This window comes from Acinetobacter sp. YH16044 (assembly GCF_013417145.1).
Taxonomy (GTDB): domain Bacteria; phylum Pseudomonadota; class Gammaproteobacteria; order Pseudomonadales; family Moraxellaceae; genus Acinetobacter; species Acinetobacter amyesii.
On sequence record NZ_VPEK01000004.1, the window covers coordinates 73,737 to 89,023 of the forward strand.

The 15,287-nt window shown below is 41.5% G+C and carries 13 protein-coding genes and 1 pseudogene; 7 read left to right on the top strand and 7 right to left on the bottom strand.

All coding sequences use genetic code 11. The features are described 5' to 3' along the window. Positions 1–77 precede the first annotated feature (77 nt). Positions 78–1,106, bottom strand: coding sequence for a lipase secretion chaperone (locus FTV38_RS04220; RefSeq protein ID WP_180021546.1), 1,029 nt, complete (start codon positions 1,104–1,106; stop codon positions 78–80). 153 nt (positions 1,107–1,259) lie between these two features. On the opposite strand from FTV38_RS04220, the gene truB reads away from it, so the two are divergent. The 3 genes from truB to FTV38_RS04235 all read left to right on the top strand — a co-directional run bounded on the left by truB (position 1,260) and on the right by FTV38_RS04235 (position 3,565). After that, positions 1,260–2,168 (top strand): tRNA pseudouridine(55) synthase TruB, encoded by a 909-nt coding sequence (truB, locus tag FTV38_RS04225; protein WP_180021670.1) that lies wholly within the window; start codon positions 1,260–1,262, stop codon positions 2,166–2,168. Between the two features lie 26 nt (positions 2,169–2,194). After that, complete coding sequence (locus FTV38_RS04230) at positions 2,195–2,968, top strand: TSUP family transporter (protein ID WP_180021548.1); 774 nt, start codon at positions 2,195–2,197, stop codon at positions 2,966–2,968. A gap of 135 nt (positions 2,969–3,103) precedes the next feature. After that, positions 3,104–3,565 carry a hemerythrin domain-containing protein gene (locus FTV38_RS04235; protein ID WP_078192502.1) on the top strand — a complete coding sequence of 154 codons (462 nt, stop codon included), beginning with the start codon at positions 3,104–3,106 and terminating at the stop codon, positions 3,563–3,565. 82 nt (positions 3,566–3,647) lie between these two features. Here FTV38_RS04235 and FTV38_RS04240 read toward each other — a convergent pair whose 3' ends face one another. The 3 genes from FTV38_RS04240 to serA all read right to left on the bottom strand — a co-directional run bounded on the left by FTV38_RS04240 (position 3,648) and on the right by serA (position 6,966). Further along, the gene (locus FTV38_RS04240; RefSeq protein ID WP_180021550.1) at positions 3,648–4,526 is read right to left on the bottom strand and encodes a DMT family transporter; all 879 of its coding nucleotides are present in this window, start codon (positions 4,524–4,526) and stop codon (positions 3,648–3,650) included. 220 nt (positions 4,527–4,746) lie between these two features. Beyond that, the gene (locus FTV38_RS04245; protein ID WP_180021552.1) at positions 4,747–5,616 is read right to left on the bottom strand and encodes a DMT family transporter; all 870 of its coding nucleotides are present in this window, start codon (positions 5,614–5,616) and stop codon (positions 4,747–4,749) included. Positions 5,617–5,733: 117 nt separating this feature from the next. After that, complete coding sequence (gene serA / locus FTV38_RS04250) at positions 5,734–6,966, bottom strand: phosphoglycerate dehydrogenase (protein WP_180021554.1); 1,233 nt, start codon at positions 6,964–6,966, stop codon at positions 5,734–5,736. Between the two features lie 372 nt (positions 6,967–7,338). Here serA and FTV38_RS04255 point away from each other — a divergent pair, with 372 nt between their 5' ends. The 4 genes and pseudogenes from FTV38_RS04255 to FTV38_RS04270 all read left to right on the top strand — a co-directional run bounded on the left by FTV38_RS04255 (position 7,339) and on the right by FTV38_RS04270 (position 12,018). Further along, positions 7,339–8,748: an FAD-binding oxidoreductase gene (locus FTV38_RS04255; protein ID WP_180021672.1), complete on the top strand. Its 1,410-nt coding sequence runs from the start codon at positions 7,339–7,341 to the stop codon at positions 8,746–8,748. 192 nt (positions 8,749–8,940) lie between these two features. Continuing rightward, positions 8,941–9,312, top strand: a complete 372-nt coding sequence (locus tag FTV38_RS04260) for a hypothetical protein (RefSeq protein ID WP_078192499.1) — start codon at positions 8,941–8,943, stop codon at positions 9,310–9,312. Between the two features lie 344 nt (positions 9,313–9,656). Continuing rightward, a pseudogene (locus FTV38_RS04265) lies at positions 9,657–10,538 on the top strand (pirin family protein). Positions 10,539–10,788: 250 nt separating this feature from the next. Continuing rightward, entirely contained in the window at positions 10,789–12,018 is a 1,230-nt protein-coding gene (locus FTV38_RS04270; RefSeq protein WP_078189336.1) for an MFS transporter, read from the top strand. A gap of 78 nt (positions 12,019–12,096) precedes the next feature. On the opposite strand, the gene FTV38_RS04275 is transcribed toward FTV38_RS04270, so the two are convergent. From FTV38_RS04275 to yccS, 3 genes are all read right to left on the bottom strand, one after another. Continuing rightward, the gene (locus FTV38_RS04275) at positions 12,097–12,396 is read right to left on the bottom strand and encodes a DUF3817 domain-containing protein (RefSeq protein WP_180009670.1); all 300 of its coding nucleotides are present in this window, start codon (positions 12,394–12,396) and stop codon (positions 12,097–12,099) included. A gap of 142 nt (positions 12,397–12,538) precedes the next feature. Next, positions 12,539–13,105, bottom strand: coding sequence for a hypothetical protein (locus FTV38_RS04280; RefSeq protein WP_180021556.1), 567 nt, complete (start codon positions 13,103–13,105; stop codon positions 12,539–12,541). A gap of 18 nt (positions 13,106–13,123) precedes the next feature. Beyond that, on the bottom strand, positions 13,124–15,274 hold the full coding sequence (yccS, locus tag FTV38_RS04285) for a YccS family putative transporter (RefSeq protein ID WP_373887000.1): 2,151 nt from the start codon (positions 15,272–15,274) through the stop codon (positions 13,124–13,126). Positions 15,275–15,287: the final 13 nt, after the last annotated feature.

Consider the following 15,287-nt stretch of genomic DNA (forward strand, 5'->3'; position numbering starts at 1 on the left):
ATTGCGCATAAAAGAGCTTGTGGTTTTTTCATCATTTCATCCTGAAATTGAGGTTGTTTTTAAATTGTTATTTGTACTTATTCTGCGAAAGGTAATTTTCCACCTTGATCATGCACAGATTCAAAGGTACTGACGCGGAGCTGATCTTCCTTCGATTTAAAATGTTGATTACGGAGTTGCTGCACCGCTTGTTGTTTCGCACTGTCACTCATATTGCTTTTCACAATGCTGTCACGCTCTGTGAGGTATTGATTTACGCTAGATTTCCAAGAGCTGCGCTGGCTGTCTAGATTTTCAAGGCGCTGAGTAGCTTCTGGACCCACTAAATTTAACCGCATTTGATGGATTTCTTCGCTTGAACCACCACGGGCTTTAATGTCTGCTGTGAGCTTGCGTAAATCTTCAAGTTTATTGATTTGTTCCAGATTTTCTTTCCAATCTTCTGGGAGTTCATCAAACAGGTCTTTTAGTTTTTTGGCTTTTTCCGATTCAGACAATTTTTTGTCATTCACCACTTCCATACGTTTTAGGGTGTATTCGTGATAGGTATTTTCCTTGCCAAATAAACCTTCAATTTCATAATCAGAAAAGAACTGTTTTCTTAAATTTTGTGTGCTGTTGTAGATCGAGCGATAATATTGTGGAGATTCTTTGTCGTCACTTGGTGGCTGTAAATTACCTAATTGTTCACGATATTTCATATAGCGATCCCACAAATCATAAATTTGGGACAGCGCCGGTTCTTTATGACCTTGTGCAATGTAGGCTTTAAAATCCTTTTTGATTTGATCTATCGACTTTTCACCATATTGAGTGATGAAATATTCAAAACAATTCCGTGTTTGTTCGTTCACGATCAGGTGGTTTGAACCATCCATATTGATTTGACAGTTAACTTCCGTGTCTTGTTGACTTGGACTGAGCAGTGAAGAACCGCTTGTGGCTTGTGCTGTAGCATTTTCGCCCTGAGCTAAAGGCGTATTTTGTTGTTGAATCGATTGATCTGAAGGATCATTTTGTGATGTTTTTGGCGCAAGCCAATACATGAATGCGGCTGCCGCAATAACCACAATGGCTAAAATCAGCCAGAGTTTATTTTTTTGCATATCCCAATGCACCTTTATTCCGTTTTAATTGTTTTATGAGTTCTAAATGTGAACTCAATATGACATAAAAGAATGATAAAAACATAGAAAAGTTGTAAACGCTTAGCATGGATTGATACCATGGCGCAGTTCTCTTTTTGCCCTATTTTAGTCATGAAAAAAGCTTCTCCTAAGATTCAGCGTCGTCCAGTACATGGTGTATTTTTATTAAATAAGCCTTTGGGCATTAGCTCGAATGCTGCATTACAAAAAGTGCGTTGGTTGTATCGAGCACAAAAAGCAGGACATACAGGTGCGCTAGATCCATTAGCCTCAGGTTTATTACCAATTTGCTTAGGTGAAGCAACAAAGTTTTCGCATTTTTTATTGGATTCGACTAAACGTTATAAAACCACCGTCTTTTTAGGACACAGTACCACGACGGGTGATGTGGAAGGTGAAATACTATTAGAGCAAGCTGTTCCAACATTGACTGAAGAAAATATTCAAAATGTCTTGGCGCAATTTGTAGGGGATATTCAACAAATTCCACCGATGTATTCTGCGCTGAAAAAAGAAGGTCGCCCGCTGTACGAGTTGGCGCGTAAAGGCATAGAAATAGAGCGTGAAGCACGTCCAATTTCGATTTATGCCATCGAGTTATTATCATTTAATGAGAATAGTATTACACTCGACATCACCTGTTCCAAAGGCACATATATTCGTGTTTTAGGCGAAGATATTGCCAAAGCATTGGGTACTTTTGGACATTTGACCTATCTACACCGTACGCAAACAGGGCATTTTGATCTCAATCCAACTTACACTATTGAATATTTAGAGAGTCTGACCGAAGCTGAGCGTGAAGCATTATTGCTGCCGGTGTATTCGCCTGTCGATCATTTCTGCAAAGTGCAAGCGCCGGAAGGTCGAGCTGAATATTTTAGTCGTGGAATGGAAAGTAATATTGAGCATGCTGCGGAAGCGCAGGTTTTGGTATTTGATGGGGAACGTTGCTTAGGTCTAGCGGAAATTACCGATCGTAAGCGCTTAGTACCAAAACGTGTATTAAATCTTGAATAGTCATCAACAGCCACTGAAGCCAAATTATGGAAATTGAAATCATCTTAAGCCTGCTATTTTTTGCATTTTTTGCTGGTGCAATTGATGCAGCTGTTGGCGGTGGCGGACTGATTCAAATTCCTGCCATTATGAATGCCATGCCGCACTTATCTCCAGCGACTGTATTTGGCACCAATAAGTTGTCTTCGATTTTTGGTACGGCTTCGGCGTCCTATTCTTTTTTACGCCAAGTCAAACTCCGTTGGAAATTACTTGCGGTCATTGCAAGCTGTGCATTTGTTGCCTCCTTTGTGGGAGCAGCCTGTGTATCAATGATTCCAAAAGAAGTCTTACGTCCTTTCGTTTTGGTTATGTTGATCGTGATTGCGATTTATACCTTTGCCAAAAAACAATTTGGTCAGGTGCATGTACGCCAAGAACTGACTCCTAAAATCCTCGGTCTAGCTGCTCTTGGTAGTCTAGTAATTGGCTTTTATGACGGCATCTTTGGACCTGGCACTGGCAGTTTCTTTATCTTCTTTTTTATTCGTTATCTACAAGCAGACTTTTTACATGCCTCTGCTTTGTCAAAAGTCGCCAACTTAACCACAAATCTAGCTGCACTGAGTTTCTTTGCGCCCACTGGCCATGTGTTATTTGCGATAGGCTTGATGATGGCTGTAGCAAATATTTTAGGCTCGATCGTTGGTGTACGTGCGGCAATTAAATACGGTAGTGGCTTTATTCGAATTCTATTTTTGATTTTGGTGAGTATTTTGATTGTACGGTTGGGTTATCAAACCTTTACGGGACAAGCTTAAAACAAATCTTAACAGAGCGTTGCTGAATTCTGTCGCTGAAATGATTAGTATGAAAATAAGCGACTCGTTTGAGTTGTGGATAATAATTAAATTTCATAATACACAATTAGCTAAGCATCAGAGGTCATCACTACAATGAATATATTTGAAGCTTTACGCCAAAGTCATGAAAAGCAACGAGAACTTGCTGAAAAACTCATTCAAACATCAGGGGATACACCTGAGCGTCGAGATTTATTTGAGCTGCTCAAAAATGAGTTATTTGCTCATGCTGTTGGCGAAGATCGTTATTTTTACATCCCGTTAATGATGACTGATTCAGGCCTAAACATCACCCGTCATGCATTGGCGGAACATCATGAGATGGATGAATTATTAGAGCAACTGACGGAAACTGAATTTAGTAATCCAGGTTGGTTGGCAATTGCGAAAAAGTTATCTGAAACGGTACATCATCATTTGCAGGAAGAAGAACATGGCTTTTTTCAGCAAGCGGGTAAAATCTTAGATGAAAAACAAAAGGAAAGTTTAGCCAAACAATATTTGGCAGAATATAAAAAATACAAGAAGGCGGATAAAGACAGTTTGACGGGATAAATATTAGTGAGTTTTGAGGACAAATTCCAAATTAAAAAAGACGGCAGAGGTCGTCTTTTTATTTCAGCGATAAAGATGAAAATTAGTTTGATCCGCTAGTCGTTGTAGTGCGAGAGGAGCGCATTGTCACCCCGACCGAGGCAAGCATAATACACACCAAAGCAAGCCATTGCCCTATATTAATGCGTTCTCCCAATACCACCATACCCGTAATGGCTGCCAAAGCAGGTGAGATACTCGACAATGTGCCATAACTCAGCTTGCTTAGAATCTTCAATGCTTTGAGGTCAAGGGCATAAGGTATGGCTGTAGCTAAAATCGCAATCAACAAGGCTTTAGGCCAATATTGTGTATCCAATAAAGCTGATGCGTTGTTATAGAGGCCGATGGGTAATAAGGTCAATGCCGATAAACTAATGGCGATGGTCAGTGCATGCATACCAATATTTTGGTGTACCACTTTTTGTCCAAAGTAAATATAGAATGCCCAACATAGCCCCGCAGTTAAGGCACAAGCTGCTCCAAATATTGAGAAATTACCACTCTGGGCTTGTCCCCAAGGCACCATCAACGCAATCCCTAAGATCGCCAAAAAGACCCAAATATAGTCACTACGATTTTTAATCGACAGCAGTGCCAAACCTAGCGGCCCAATAAACTCGAGTCCTACGGCAATGCCTTGAGGGAGTTTGCCCAGTGACATATAGAACAAGACATTCATGAGGCACAGTGCTGCGCTATAGCAGAGCAGATCACGCCATTTTAAAAACGACAGTCGTTTTAAAATGTGCCATGAACGAAACATTAAACAAATAATAATTGAAGCAAAACAGAGTCGTAAAATGGTCACACTGAGTGGATCAAGCACCAAAAATAATTGTTTGGCGAATGATGCACTGATCTGATAGGAAATCATGGAGAGCACCATGAAAACAACAGCGAGAAGTTGTGAATTTGGCATGCGGCACACAGTTGTTGGGCGGTGTTGAGCCCTATTTTTGAGTCAGTACAGTATAGCGATTAATGTTGAATCATTGATGACTTTTCAGAGGCAGAAATGCAATTTGCAGGTTTTGAATTTAAAAAAAAATTGAATATAAAAGATCGTCTTTAAATCGCCACCATTTTTAAATTCAAAATAAAAAATGGAGATATTTTCAAAAGATTAAGGCGGTTTGAATTTAAATTGATTTGGCCTTTTGCGTGGTATAAGTACAGCCAATCGAAGCACTGATAATCACTGCTAATGCCAACCATTGTGTCCATAACAATTGTTCATGCAAAAAGATAAAACCCGAGAGAGCGGCAACAGCGGGTTCCAAACTCATGAGTGTACCGAAACTCAGCGCAGTCATGTTACGTAGCGCAATCATTTCTAGAGTAAAAGGTAAAGCACTGGCTAAGGTCGCAAGTGCAATAAAATACAGCAGACTACTTGGCTCAAACGCCTGTGCCGGCATACCTGCAAAGATTGCGATGGGCATCAGAACACACATGCCGACGAACATGCCTAAGCAAACGGTATGATTGCCTGAGACCCCTGATGGTTTTTGACCTGCCACGATATAGAGTGCCCAACACGCACCTGCACCGAGGGCAAGCAAGATCCCAATTGGGTCAAGACGTTGTGCTGCTTGATCAAATGGAAACAGCAAAATTAGGCCTAGAATTGCAAGGCCGACCCAGACGAAGTCGAATTTTCGTCTTGCTGCCAATAGTGCAACACTTAAAGGGCCAATAAATTCAAAAGACACGGCAATGCCGAGAGGTAGGCGATCAATGGACAAGTAAAACAGCATATTCATGCCTGCAAGCGCACAGCCATAGCTGATAATTGCAGACCATTTGACTTGTTTAAAATTGATTTGCCAAATTTTAAAGATGATCGCCAAGATTAATGCACCGAGCAGTAAACGCATCGCGGACACGGTCAGGATGGGAAACTGACCAAACAGGTATTTGGCGAAAGAACCACTGCTTTGCATGCTGATCATGGCAATAAGCAAGATCAGTGGTGCTTGTAGGGCAGGGGTAATTTTAAAATTTGGCATAGACTAAATTTGTTTCGATGACTCGAATAGCGGGAGATTGGCAAAAGCCAGATTTTAAAAGTCTACTACAATAAAAAAACCACAGCCCGAAGGCTGTGGCTTCAGTGTCTAATTAAATTAGAACAATACGCGAACGCGGATGGTACCTTCAACTTCGTGAAGAGTATCCAAAGCTTCTTTAGATGCAGTTGCATCAACGTCCATCACAAGATAACCCACATCACCTTTAGTCATTAAAGACTGACCAGAGATGTTGATACCGTGTTCAGCAAACAAGTTGTTGATTTTTGAAAGAACGCCCGGCACGTTTTTGTGGATGTGAAGTAAACGGTGTTTACCTTCAGTCAACGGTAACGCGATTTCTGGGAAGTTCACTGCAGATAAAGTCATACCTTTATCAGAGTAAGCAACGAATTTTTCAGCAACTTCAAGACCGATGTTCGCTTGTGCTTCCATGGTTGAACCACCCACGTGAGGAGTCAAAATCACGTTGTCTAAGCCACGAAGTGGAGAAACGAATTCTTCACCGTTTGCTTTCGGTTCTTTAGGGAATACGTCTACAGCCGCACCAGCAATATGACCAGATTTGATTGCATCAGCAAGATCTTCAATGATGACACATGTACCACGTGCAGCATTGAGGAAGATTGCGCCTTCTTTCATTTGAGCAAATTGCTCTTTACCGAAGAAGTTACGTGTAGATGGAACGTCAGGAACGTGTAAAGAAACCACGTCTGCATTCGCAAGAAGTTCACCCATAGAACCGACTTGACGTGCATTACCCATTGGAAGTTTAGTTACAGCATCGTAATAAATTACGTGCATACCTAAACTTTCAGCAAGTACAGAAAGTTGCGAGCCAATCGAACCGTAACCAACAATACCTAAAGTTTTACCACGAGTTTCAAATGAACCAACTGCAGACTTGTTCCAACCACCACGGTGAGTTGAAGCAGATTTTGCAGGAACACCACGAAGTAATAGAATCGCTTCAGCAAGTACTAGTTCAGCAACTGAACGCGTATTTGAGTATGGTGCGTTAAATACTGGAATACCGCGAATCATTGCAGCATTTAAGTTCACTTGGTTTGTACCGATACAGAAACAACCCACAGCAATCAGTTTGTTCGCCGCTTCAAAAACTTCTTCAGTTAATTGAGTACGTGAACGAATACCAATGAAGTGAGCATCTTTAACCGCTTCTTTCAACGCTTCACCCTCAAGCGCAGTTTTACGGTAGTCAATGTTGGTGTATCCAGCAGCATTTAGAGTGTCGATTGCGTTTTGGTGAACGCCTTCTAACAACAAGAAACGAATTTTATCTTTAGGTAAAGAAAGATGTTGGCTCATTACGGCTCCGCTACAAAGGCCAAATTTAGTGCGCATATAATAGCATAGGAAGTCGCCTGATATACATTTCCTTTATGACCGACGTCATGGCTATTTTTGCGAATGATGAGTCAATTTTTTTAGATTTGGTCTAATTAACTTGGTCATATTCCTCGTGACATTTTGAAATCACGTTTTTCTTTGGGTTTTGTCAAAAAAAGCCCAGTTATAGCTTATAATGGTGCCGCTCAAAATCATCATGACCAATTCCCTGACATTTTGATGCGCTCTGTTTCAGGCTTTTTCCCTTGAAATATGCGTTACCGCAGTTTTGACTGAATGAAGTCTGGACCTTTAAAAAAACTTGTTTACTTCTTGCAAGGTCTGAAAACGATGAATGCTCCAGTCGCTTTAACCCCAGAGTTATTGACCCAATTGACCGCTATTGTTGGCGAAAGCCGAATTAAAACCGATGCGGATAGTCTCCAAAATTGGGGTCGTGACCATACTAAGCACTTCGATCCAAACCCGTCGGTCGTCGTTTTCCCTTCAAGCACAGAGCAAGTTCAACAAATTGTTAAACTGGCAAACCAATTTAATGTCGCGATTACCCCGAGTGGCGGTCGTACCGGTTTATCAGCAGGTGCTGTGGCTGCCAACGGTGAAATCGTGGTGAGCATGGACAAGATGAACCAAATCTTGGAATTCTTCCCAGCTGACCGTATGGTTCGCGTACAAGCAGGCGTGGTGACTGAACAACTTCAGAATTATGCTGAAGAACAAGGTATGTATTACCCAGTCGATTTTGCATCATCTGGTTCATCACAAATTGGCGGCAACATTGGTACCAACGCTGGTGGTATTAAAGTGATTAAATACGGCATGACTCGTAACTGGGTGTTGGGCATGACTGTGGTTACAGGTAAAGGTGACATCCTGCGCTTGAACAAAGGCATGATCAAAAACGCGACTGGTTATGCACTTCAACACTTATTTATTGGTGGTGAAGGTACGCTAGGTTTAGTGACTGAAGCTGAAATCAAACTTGAACGTCAACCCAATGACTTACAAGTGTTGGTTCTCGGTGTGCCTGATTTTGATGCGATTATGCCTGTTCTACATGCCTTCCAAAAGAAAATCGACCTGACTGCATTTGAGTTCTTTGGTGAGCTTGCAATGCAAAAAGTATTGGACAATGGTCATGTACAACGTCCATTTGAAACACCATGTCCGTTCTATGTTTTACTTGAGTTTGAAGCACCATTTGAACCGATCATGGATGCGGCAATGGAAATCTTTGAACATTGCATGGAACAAGGTTGGGTACTGGATGGCGTGATGAGCCAAAGCTTAGACCAAGTACATAGCTTATGGCGTTTACGTGAAGACATTTCAGAGTCAATCGCACCGTTCACTCCATACAAAAATGACATCTCAGTTCTGATTACACATGTGCCTGCATTTATTAAAGAAATTGATGCAATTGTGGAAGCGAATTACCCAGACTTTGAAATTTGCTGGTTCGGTCATATTGGTGACGGTAACTTGCACTTAAATATTTTGAAACCTGCGGATTTAAGTAAAGATGAATTCTTTGCAAAATGCCAAGTGGTAAATAAATACGTATTTGAAACTGTGAAAAAATATGACGGTTCAATTTCAGCAGAACATGGCGTGGGTATGACCAAAAAGCCTTACCTCGATTACACACGTTCAGCAGAAGAAATCGAATATATGAAAGCATTGAAAAAAGTATTCGATCCAAATGCGATTATGAACCCAGGTAAATTGTTCGATCTTTAATTTTTTAAAGACGTACTAGAACGCATCTTCAGATGCGTTTTTTTATGGTTATAGCACGACTTTGTAGCCGCCTATGGATGAGAAACAGCACATTGATTTTGTGGAATGGACTACTTCTTTTACATTGCTTAAATAGTGTTTTGGACAAATGTTCGGCATGATAGGTCTGAATAATAAATTTGAGTTGCTTCTATGTATCGTTTAATTGCTGTGTCTGCATTGTGTGTGGGGATGTTGGCGGGTTGTGCGACAACGCAGAAAATTGTGTCTAAAGTCGGTTCTTCTGCTACACCACTCGATCAGGTATTAAAAGAACGTCCTGATTTGCGTAAAGAGTTGTCGACTGTGGAAATTCGTCAGTACTTTAACCGTGTTGAGTCGCCAAATGCGGGGCAGGTGAAAGTGACTGAAACGGGTTTAATGGATGATTCGGTGAAATCAATTCGTACTATTTATAGTTTTAGATTGGTGGATGGTGACTGGCAGCGTGTAAATACGCAAAAGGAATATCAGTGCCAACGTGGTAAAAATACCAAGACTTTCCAATCGGCGAAGTGTCCTTAAATTATAAAAAGTTAAGGTCTAAATTTCTTATTAAATATTCAGCATGACGGGGTCCTTTCATTTTAAATTCGATGATTGGAGCTCGTATCTACTTTTGTTTCGGCAAAAGTAGCAAAACCATCTTTCATCCGCAAAACTCGTCAAATACCATCTTCAATTGTGTAGGTCGCAGAAACTTTACATATTGAATGTGTCCTGACTCGGACAGTTGCGGATGAGTTTCCGCGTATCTTAATTTTCATCCTAAACATAGAATATTCAATCCTAAAAATTTTCTCGTGAGTTCGTATAGTTTTTAATAATATTGAACCGAATTCAAATCATGATCAGATTTCAATTGTATGATGAAAACCCTCGCTTTTATTCACGTCAATGATTCAGGCACACCTGTCGGTGACTTTGCTCCAGTGACTTCAGTTTTTTCCCATTATGAATTGGGCAATACTGTTTCGCCATTTTTATTACTCGACCATTTAGGGCCTGGGGTGCTGAAACCAACCCAACTGAAAAAAGGTGTGCTGGAACACCCACATCGAGGCTTTGAAACCGTCACCTTGGTGTTTAAAGGTGAACTTGAACATCATGATACGACTGGCGGCGGTGGCGTCATTGGTGAGGGCGATGTGCAGTGGATGACTGCTGCTTCAGGAATACAACACGAAGAAGTTTTTAGCCAAGCCTTTGCACAGCGGGGCGGAGCATTTGAAATCTTGCAACTTTGGGTCAATCTGCCTGCCAAAGATAAAATGAATCCTGCACGCTATCAGAGCTTAGCCAAAGCCAGTATTCCTGTAGTGGATTTAGCAGATAATGCAGGTTATGTACGGGTGATTGCCGGGCAATATTTAACAGCCCACGGCCCTGCAGAAACACATACACCTATGCAAGTATTTGATGTCTTTGTCAGAGCAAATCAAAGCATCACACTGCCTGCACAAGAAGGGGATACCACGCTGGTATATTTACGCTCGGGCAAGCTGAAATTTACTGAAACAGATGAACCGTTAAATGCACAGCATATGGCAGTTATGTCGAGCCAAGGTGAAAATGTAGAATTGACGGCAGTCGAAGATAGCCACATGTTGTATTTATCGGCGTAGCCTTTAAATGAGCCCATTTATGGGCGAGGTTATTTTGTGATGAATCATTTTGCAGAAGTCATGCAAGCCTATGAGGACCTAAAACAAGGTCGCTTTATCCAAAAAGCAGACAATGAAAAGCCATAAAATCGGCTGTATAAAAAGACCAATACAACGCCAGTAAACACTGTTAAAATAGTCGGACTCAAACCGACAGATCGGTTCGTTGAAGTTCATTTTATCTCTATCTAGCGTCTTGTGAATACGACGCACATATGGCGGATACGCCGAAAATTCATTTTTAAAATTAATATTACAGTGCTCGTCATTGGGCTGAAGTGTCTCTCCCTATTTGTTATTTCAAGCTCGACAGCACACATTTGATATGTAGATAACAATGCAAAACGTACAAACCACAAAATTAAGTCGTGCCACCTTAATGTTTCCCTTGGCACTGGTTTTATTTGAATTTTCTGTCTATATCGGCAACGACTTAGTCCAACCCGCCATGCTTGCGATTACCCAAGAGTTTGGTGTGAGTAGTGCATGGGCACCCTCGTCGATGTCCTTTTACTTATTGGGCGGTGCCTGTGTCGCTGCAATATTAGGACCCTTGTCAGATCGATTAGGCCGAAAAAAAGTCCTGTTGGGTGGTGTGGCATTCTTTAGCTTATGCTGTTTAGCGATATTGCTCACGCATAATATCGAAAGCTTTTTAACATTGCGTTTTTTACAAGGTTTTGGATTATCGGTCATTTCAGCCGTGGGCTATGCCGCTGTACAGGAAACTTTTGAAGAGCGAGATGCCATCAAAGTCATGGCGATCATGGCGAATATTTCACTACTAGCGCCACTGATCGGCCCTGTCCTCGGTGCCTTTATGATTGATCACGTGTCATGGCATTGGGGTTTTATAGGAATCGCATTTCTATCTTTTCTGAGTTGGTTTGGTTTAAAGGCCAAGATGCCGACTCAGCACATCAGTATTCCAAAGCAACCGGTGGGTTATATTATCGATGACTTTAAACAGGTGTTAAAAAACAAACGCTTTTTGGCGCTGACACTGGGTCTACCGATGGTGGCTATGCCACTGATGCTCTGGATTGCGCTATCTCCGGTCATATTGGTGGAGCAGCTAGGACTGAGTAGCATGCAATACGGCATGGCACAGTTTCCCGTTTTGGGTGGTCTGATCCTCGGTAATATTGTCCTGATTAAAATCATCGATAAATTGCCTCTAGGTCAGTCTGTGATGATCGGGCTACCGCTGATGTTACTCGGGACGAGCCTCGTGGTGATTGGGACGATGACTGAAAGTTATTTTCTGACCTTTCTCATTCTCGGCATGAGTTTGGTCAGTTTTGGTGAAGGGATTAGCTTTTCTGTGCTCTATCGTTTTGCCTTAATGTCGTCTGAAATGTCGAAGGGCACAGTGGCTGCGGCAGTGTCTGTGATCATGATGCTGACGTTCTTTGCCGTGATTGAAATCGTGCGCGTGCTGTATGAAAACTTTGGCCTTTGGGCCTATAGTTTGGCAGGCTTTACCCTCATTATCTTGTGGTTCAGCCTACCACGCTTGGTGGTGCGAGATATTATGCGACAACGTAAATTGACGGGTGAATTTTAAATTCGAATTCATGCCATCATAGAAAAGCCCAATGCTGCGTAGAACAACATTGGGCTTTGTTATTTACAGCATAAGGTCTTAATTTGATGTTGCCGGTTGTTCTGCATTTTTTAATTTGTGATCGAAAATGAACGGGCCAAAAGGCAAAATCGATGCAATTAGGCCCATTAGAAATACGCTGAGCGACCATTTTTGCTTTTCACAGACCACAAATAGCACCACCAAGAAGGCAATAAACAAGACGCCATGTCCCATACCGACGTATTTGACCAATATTGGATTATCCATCAGGTACTTCATTGGCATAGCAATGAACAATAATAATAAAAAGGAGATGCCTTCGAGTAGGCCCACAAAGCGTAAGGTCTTGATATTCATGCGAAGTCTAAATTCAAAGTGATTTCAGTCTTGAGTGTACCTGAAAGCACAGCAGGAACGAAGCGTTCCTGTTGAAATAATTGATCTGCATATTGAATCTAAGTAAATGTTTTTAAAGTTAATTCTGAGTCGTCTGCTCGGATTAACCTTCTAGATCCGTTAAGGCATCTTCAATCGAACCCTGATCAAATTCATAGTTACAGCCGAGTAAAATCATCGGGCTTTTTCCGGTCATTTCAGACAGGCTTAGTTTGTGATTGATGGCATGTAGATCATCTGTTTCAGCTTCCGTACGTAGGATTTTTTCACCACGGAAAAATGGTAAGCCAGCAAACATAGGATGCTGTTCAATACTATATTTTTGGGCAAGTTTTTTCACATCGGCTTGGCGATAGATCGCGAATACTGCATTGGAAGACAGGCCAATTTCTTGGGTTGGCATGCCAAAAAATTCAACAGGCTGCTTATTTTTATAGATATAAATAAACGGTTGATGTGGGTCATCATGGCGTTTCCAGCCCAATTGCCCCAGAGCCTTTTCATAATCGAGCAAAGTGTCATGGTAGGTGTCGTAATCGGCCTGACATTCCAAAATACGCTTTAAATCTTGTGCTGTCGGTGCTGCAATAATAGAAGATGCAGCTAAGAAAGAGGTCGCCACAATCATAGGCAATATGAGGCGTTTAAGACCTAAACTAAGCATTTTCATTATGAGTCTCAAATGATTTTATTTAATTTCCGCCTGAATCAGTTGTGTTCGAAGCTGAATCAGTTCGGCTAATGTTTCTAATAATAAACTGATCTGCTTGAGCACCAGTTGTAGGTGATTAGACCGCATTTCTTCAGTGCTGAGTGTTTGAATTTCGAAAAGTTTTTGCTGAATTTTCTCAGGGTTGAGCGGTTTTTGCTGAATTAAGACGTCGTCTAAGGTGCTTTGACACCATTGCAGCAGTTCAAGGACCTGTTGGTCTTGTACCTGTTCACGGTGGCTCCCCAACGCAGAAATATAACTAAGTTGACTATGGCTATAGACCAAATAGCGAAATGCGTGTTGTATTAAGTTCTGGTCAGGATCAGGTTCAGTACTTAAACTAGAAATCATGCTCGACAGTTCAGTTTGAGCATTATGGGCTGAACGACGGGCACGGCGATAATCAATGCTATTGGTTTTTCCATGGAGATATTGCTCAACCACGGCATCAAAATAATGCAGGGTCGCAGCAGAGCTTTTTTGAATGGTCTTGGAAATATTGCGAAAGTCCCAATCTGGCCAGATGACATTCACCGCGAACCATGCAATAAAACAGCCGAGTAGGGTATCAACGATACGCGGTAAAATGACCGCATAACCTGCGCCTTTTAAATTAAAAATCAGCAAGACCATTAAGGTTGCCATGAGGGTCGCCATGGCATATTTTTTGGCACTCAGATAGAAAAAGCATACGCCAAAAATAATCGTTAGCAGCAATTGACCTTCGACACTCGGCACAAAATACAAAATAGGAATGCCAAGTAAGACCCCTAATATGGTTCCCAAAGTCCGCATCTTTAAACGACTTTTGGTCGCAAAATAACGCATCTGACAAACAAATAAACTGGTCAATAATATCCAGTAGCCATTTTTGGCAAAGGGCAGTAGCGAAATGGCATAGCCCATCGCAAAGACAAAAGCGATGCGAACAGCATGGCGAAATAAGGCAGATTCTGGACTCAAATGCTGTTTCAGTTTGAGCCATAAATCGTGCAAACCGTGAATATCGTCATCGAGTAAATTGAGGTTGTCGATATGCTGCTGATAGGCCTGTTGCTGTGAATGATCTAAATCCTGCACATGCGAAAAGCGTTCTTGCACACTGTCCAAATTACTCAAGATCAGCTGTAGATTTTTCACTTCTATATTTTCCGGATTATTGGCCATCCACTCCTGCAAAGAGGCATGCAAATGTGCCAGTGCTTGCGCGGTAATGGGATCAGGCTGATAGGGCTGCCGATGCAAAATACAATAGGCCAACTGTTGGCAAGCCTGTGCTTGTAATCGAATATTTTTTTGAAAACGGAAAATTAAATCGGTACGGCTAAAATTTTGATGAATTTGTTCGTAGTGTAAATAATTCGCACTGGCCTGTTCGTGAATATCTTGTGCCAAGAAATATAAATTCAGCCAGTAGATGGTGTTTTTATTGGCTCTTGAGGCTTTTAAACGGGTGAGTAAAGAAGCTTTGGTCGTGTTTAAACTCGGAATGACATCACTGTTTTTGAGTGATAATTCATATAGTAAGTGTTCCACATTGTTGACATTATCTGGGTCGAATAAGCGTGTTTTTGCATTCAGTACTTCGGCGATTTGTAAAAAACAACGCGAGAGATTGTCTTGTACGGGTAGGGTGGGTTTAATCAGGTAAAAGAGAATCGAGGTCAAGCCATACCATAAAGCCCCTAGAACAAAGCAACTAGGTTGAAAATACCAGGTCTCATATTCGCCCAAGCCGAACATGGTATAAATCGATAGTAAAATCGTGCCAAAAGATATCGTGGCATAGCGTTGCCCCAAAGCCCCCAATAAAATAAATCCTGCACTGGACAGTGAAAGATACAAGATAAACAGCAGCTTATAGGGATAGAGAAAATCTAAAATACTACTGACACTAAAGAAGAGTACGCAGACATAGAGCAAATTACGCAGTCGGATGCTGAGTCGGTCATCAAAGTCCGTGAGTGCAGTGGCAATCGCACCTAAGGTGACGGGCACAATAAAACTATGAAAACCGAGAAAATATAATCCGAGCGTGGTGCCACTCAAAACAATACAAATTTGCAGGCAATACATAATGATTGCACTGGATTGAAACTGTTGAAACCAAGAGAGTCGCGTGTTCACAGAGTTATGAAGT

Bases quoted from the DNA above. Each gene is read 5' to 3' on its own strand.
- FTV38_RS04280 (WP_180021556.1), bottom strand. From the start codon at position 13,105: ATGAAAATGCTTAGTTTAGGTCTTAAACGCCTCATATTGCCTATGATT.
- FTV38_RS04235 (WP_078192502.1), top strand. From the start codon at position 3,104: ATGAATATATTTGAAGCTTTACGCCAAAGTCATGAAAAGCAACGAGAA.
- FTV38_RS04245 (WP_180021552.1), bottom strand. From the start codon at position 5,616: ATGCCAAATTTTAAAATTACCCCTGCCCTACAAGCACCACTGATCTTG.
- FTV38_RS04270 (WP_078189336.1), top strand. From the start codon at position 10,789: ATGCAAAACGTACAAACCACAAAATTAAGTCGTGCCACCTTAATGTTT.
- FTV38_RS04275 (WP_180009670.1), bottom strand. From the start codon at position 12,396: ATGAATATCAAGACCTTACGCTTTGTGGGCCTACTCGAAGGCATCTCC.
- FTV38_RS04260 (WP_078192499.1), top strand. From the start codon at position 8,941: ATGTATCGTTTAATTGCTGTGTCTGCATTGTGTGTGGGGATGTTGGCG.
- serA (WP_180021554.1), bottom strand. From the start codon at position 6,966: ATGAGCCAACATCTTTCTTTACCTAAAGATAAAATTCGTTTCTTGTTG.
- FTV38_RS04220 (WP_180021546.1), bottom strand. From the start codon at position 1,106: ATGCAAAAAAATAAACTCTGGCTGATTTTAGCCATTGTGGTTATTGCG.
- FTV38_RS04255 (WP_180021672.1), top strand. From the start codon at position 7,339: ATGAATGCTCCAGTCGCTTTAACCCCAGAGTTATTGACCCAATTGACC.
- FTV38_RS04230 (WP_180021548.1), top strand. From the start codon at position 2,195: ATGGAAATTGAAATCATCTTAAGCCTGCTATTTTTTGCATTTTTTGCT.
- truB (WP_180021670.1), top strand. From the start codon at position 1,260: ATGAAAAAAGCTTCTCCTAAGATTCAGCGTCGTCCAGTACATGGTGTA.
- FTV38_RS04240 (WP_180021550.1), bottom strand. From the start codon at position 4,526: ATGCCAAATTCACAACTTCTCGCTGTTGTTTTCATGGTGCTCTCCATG.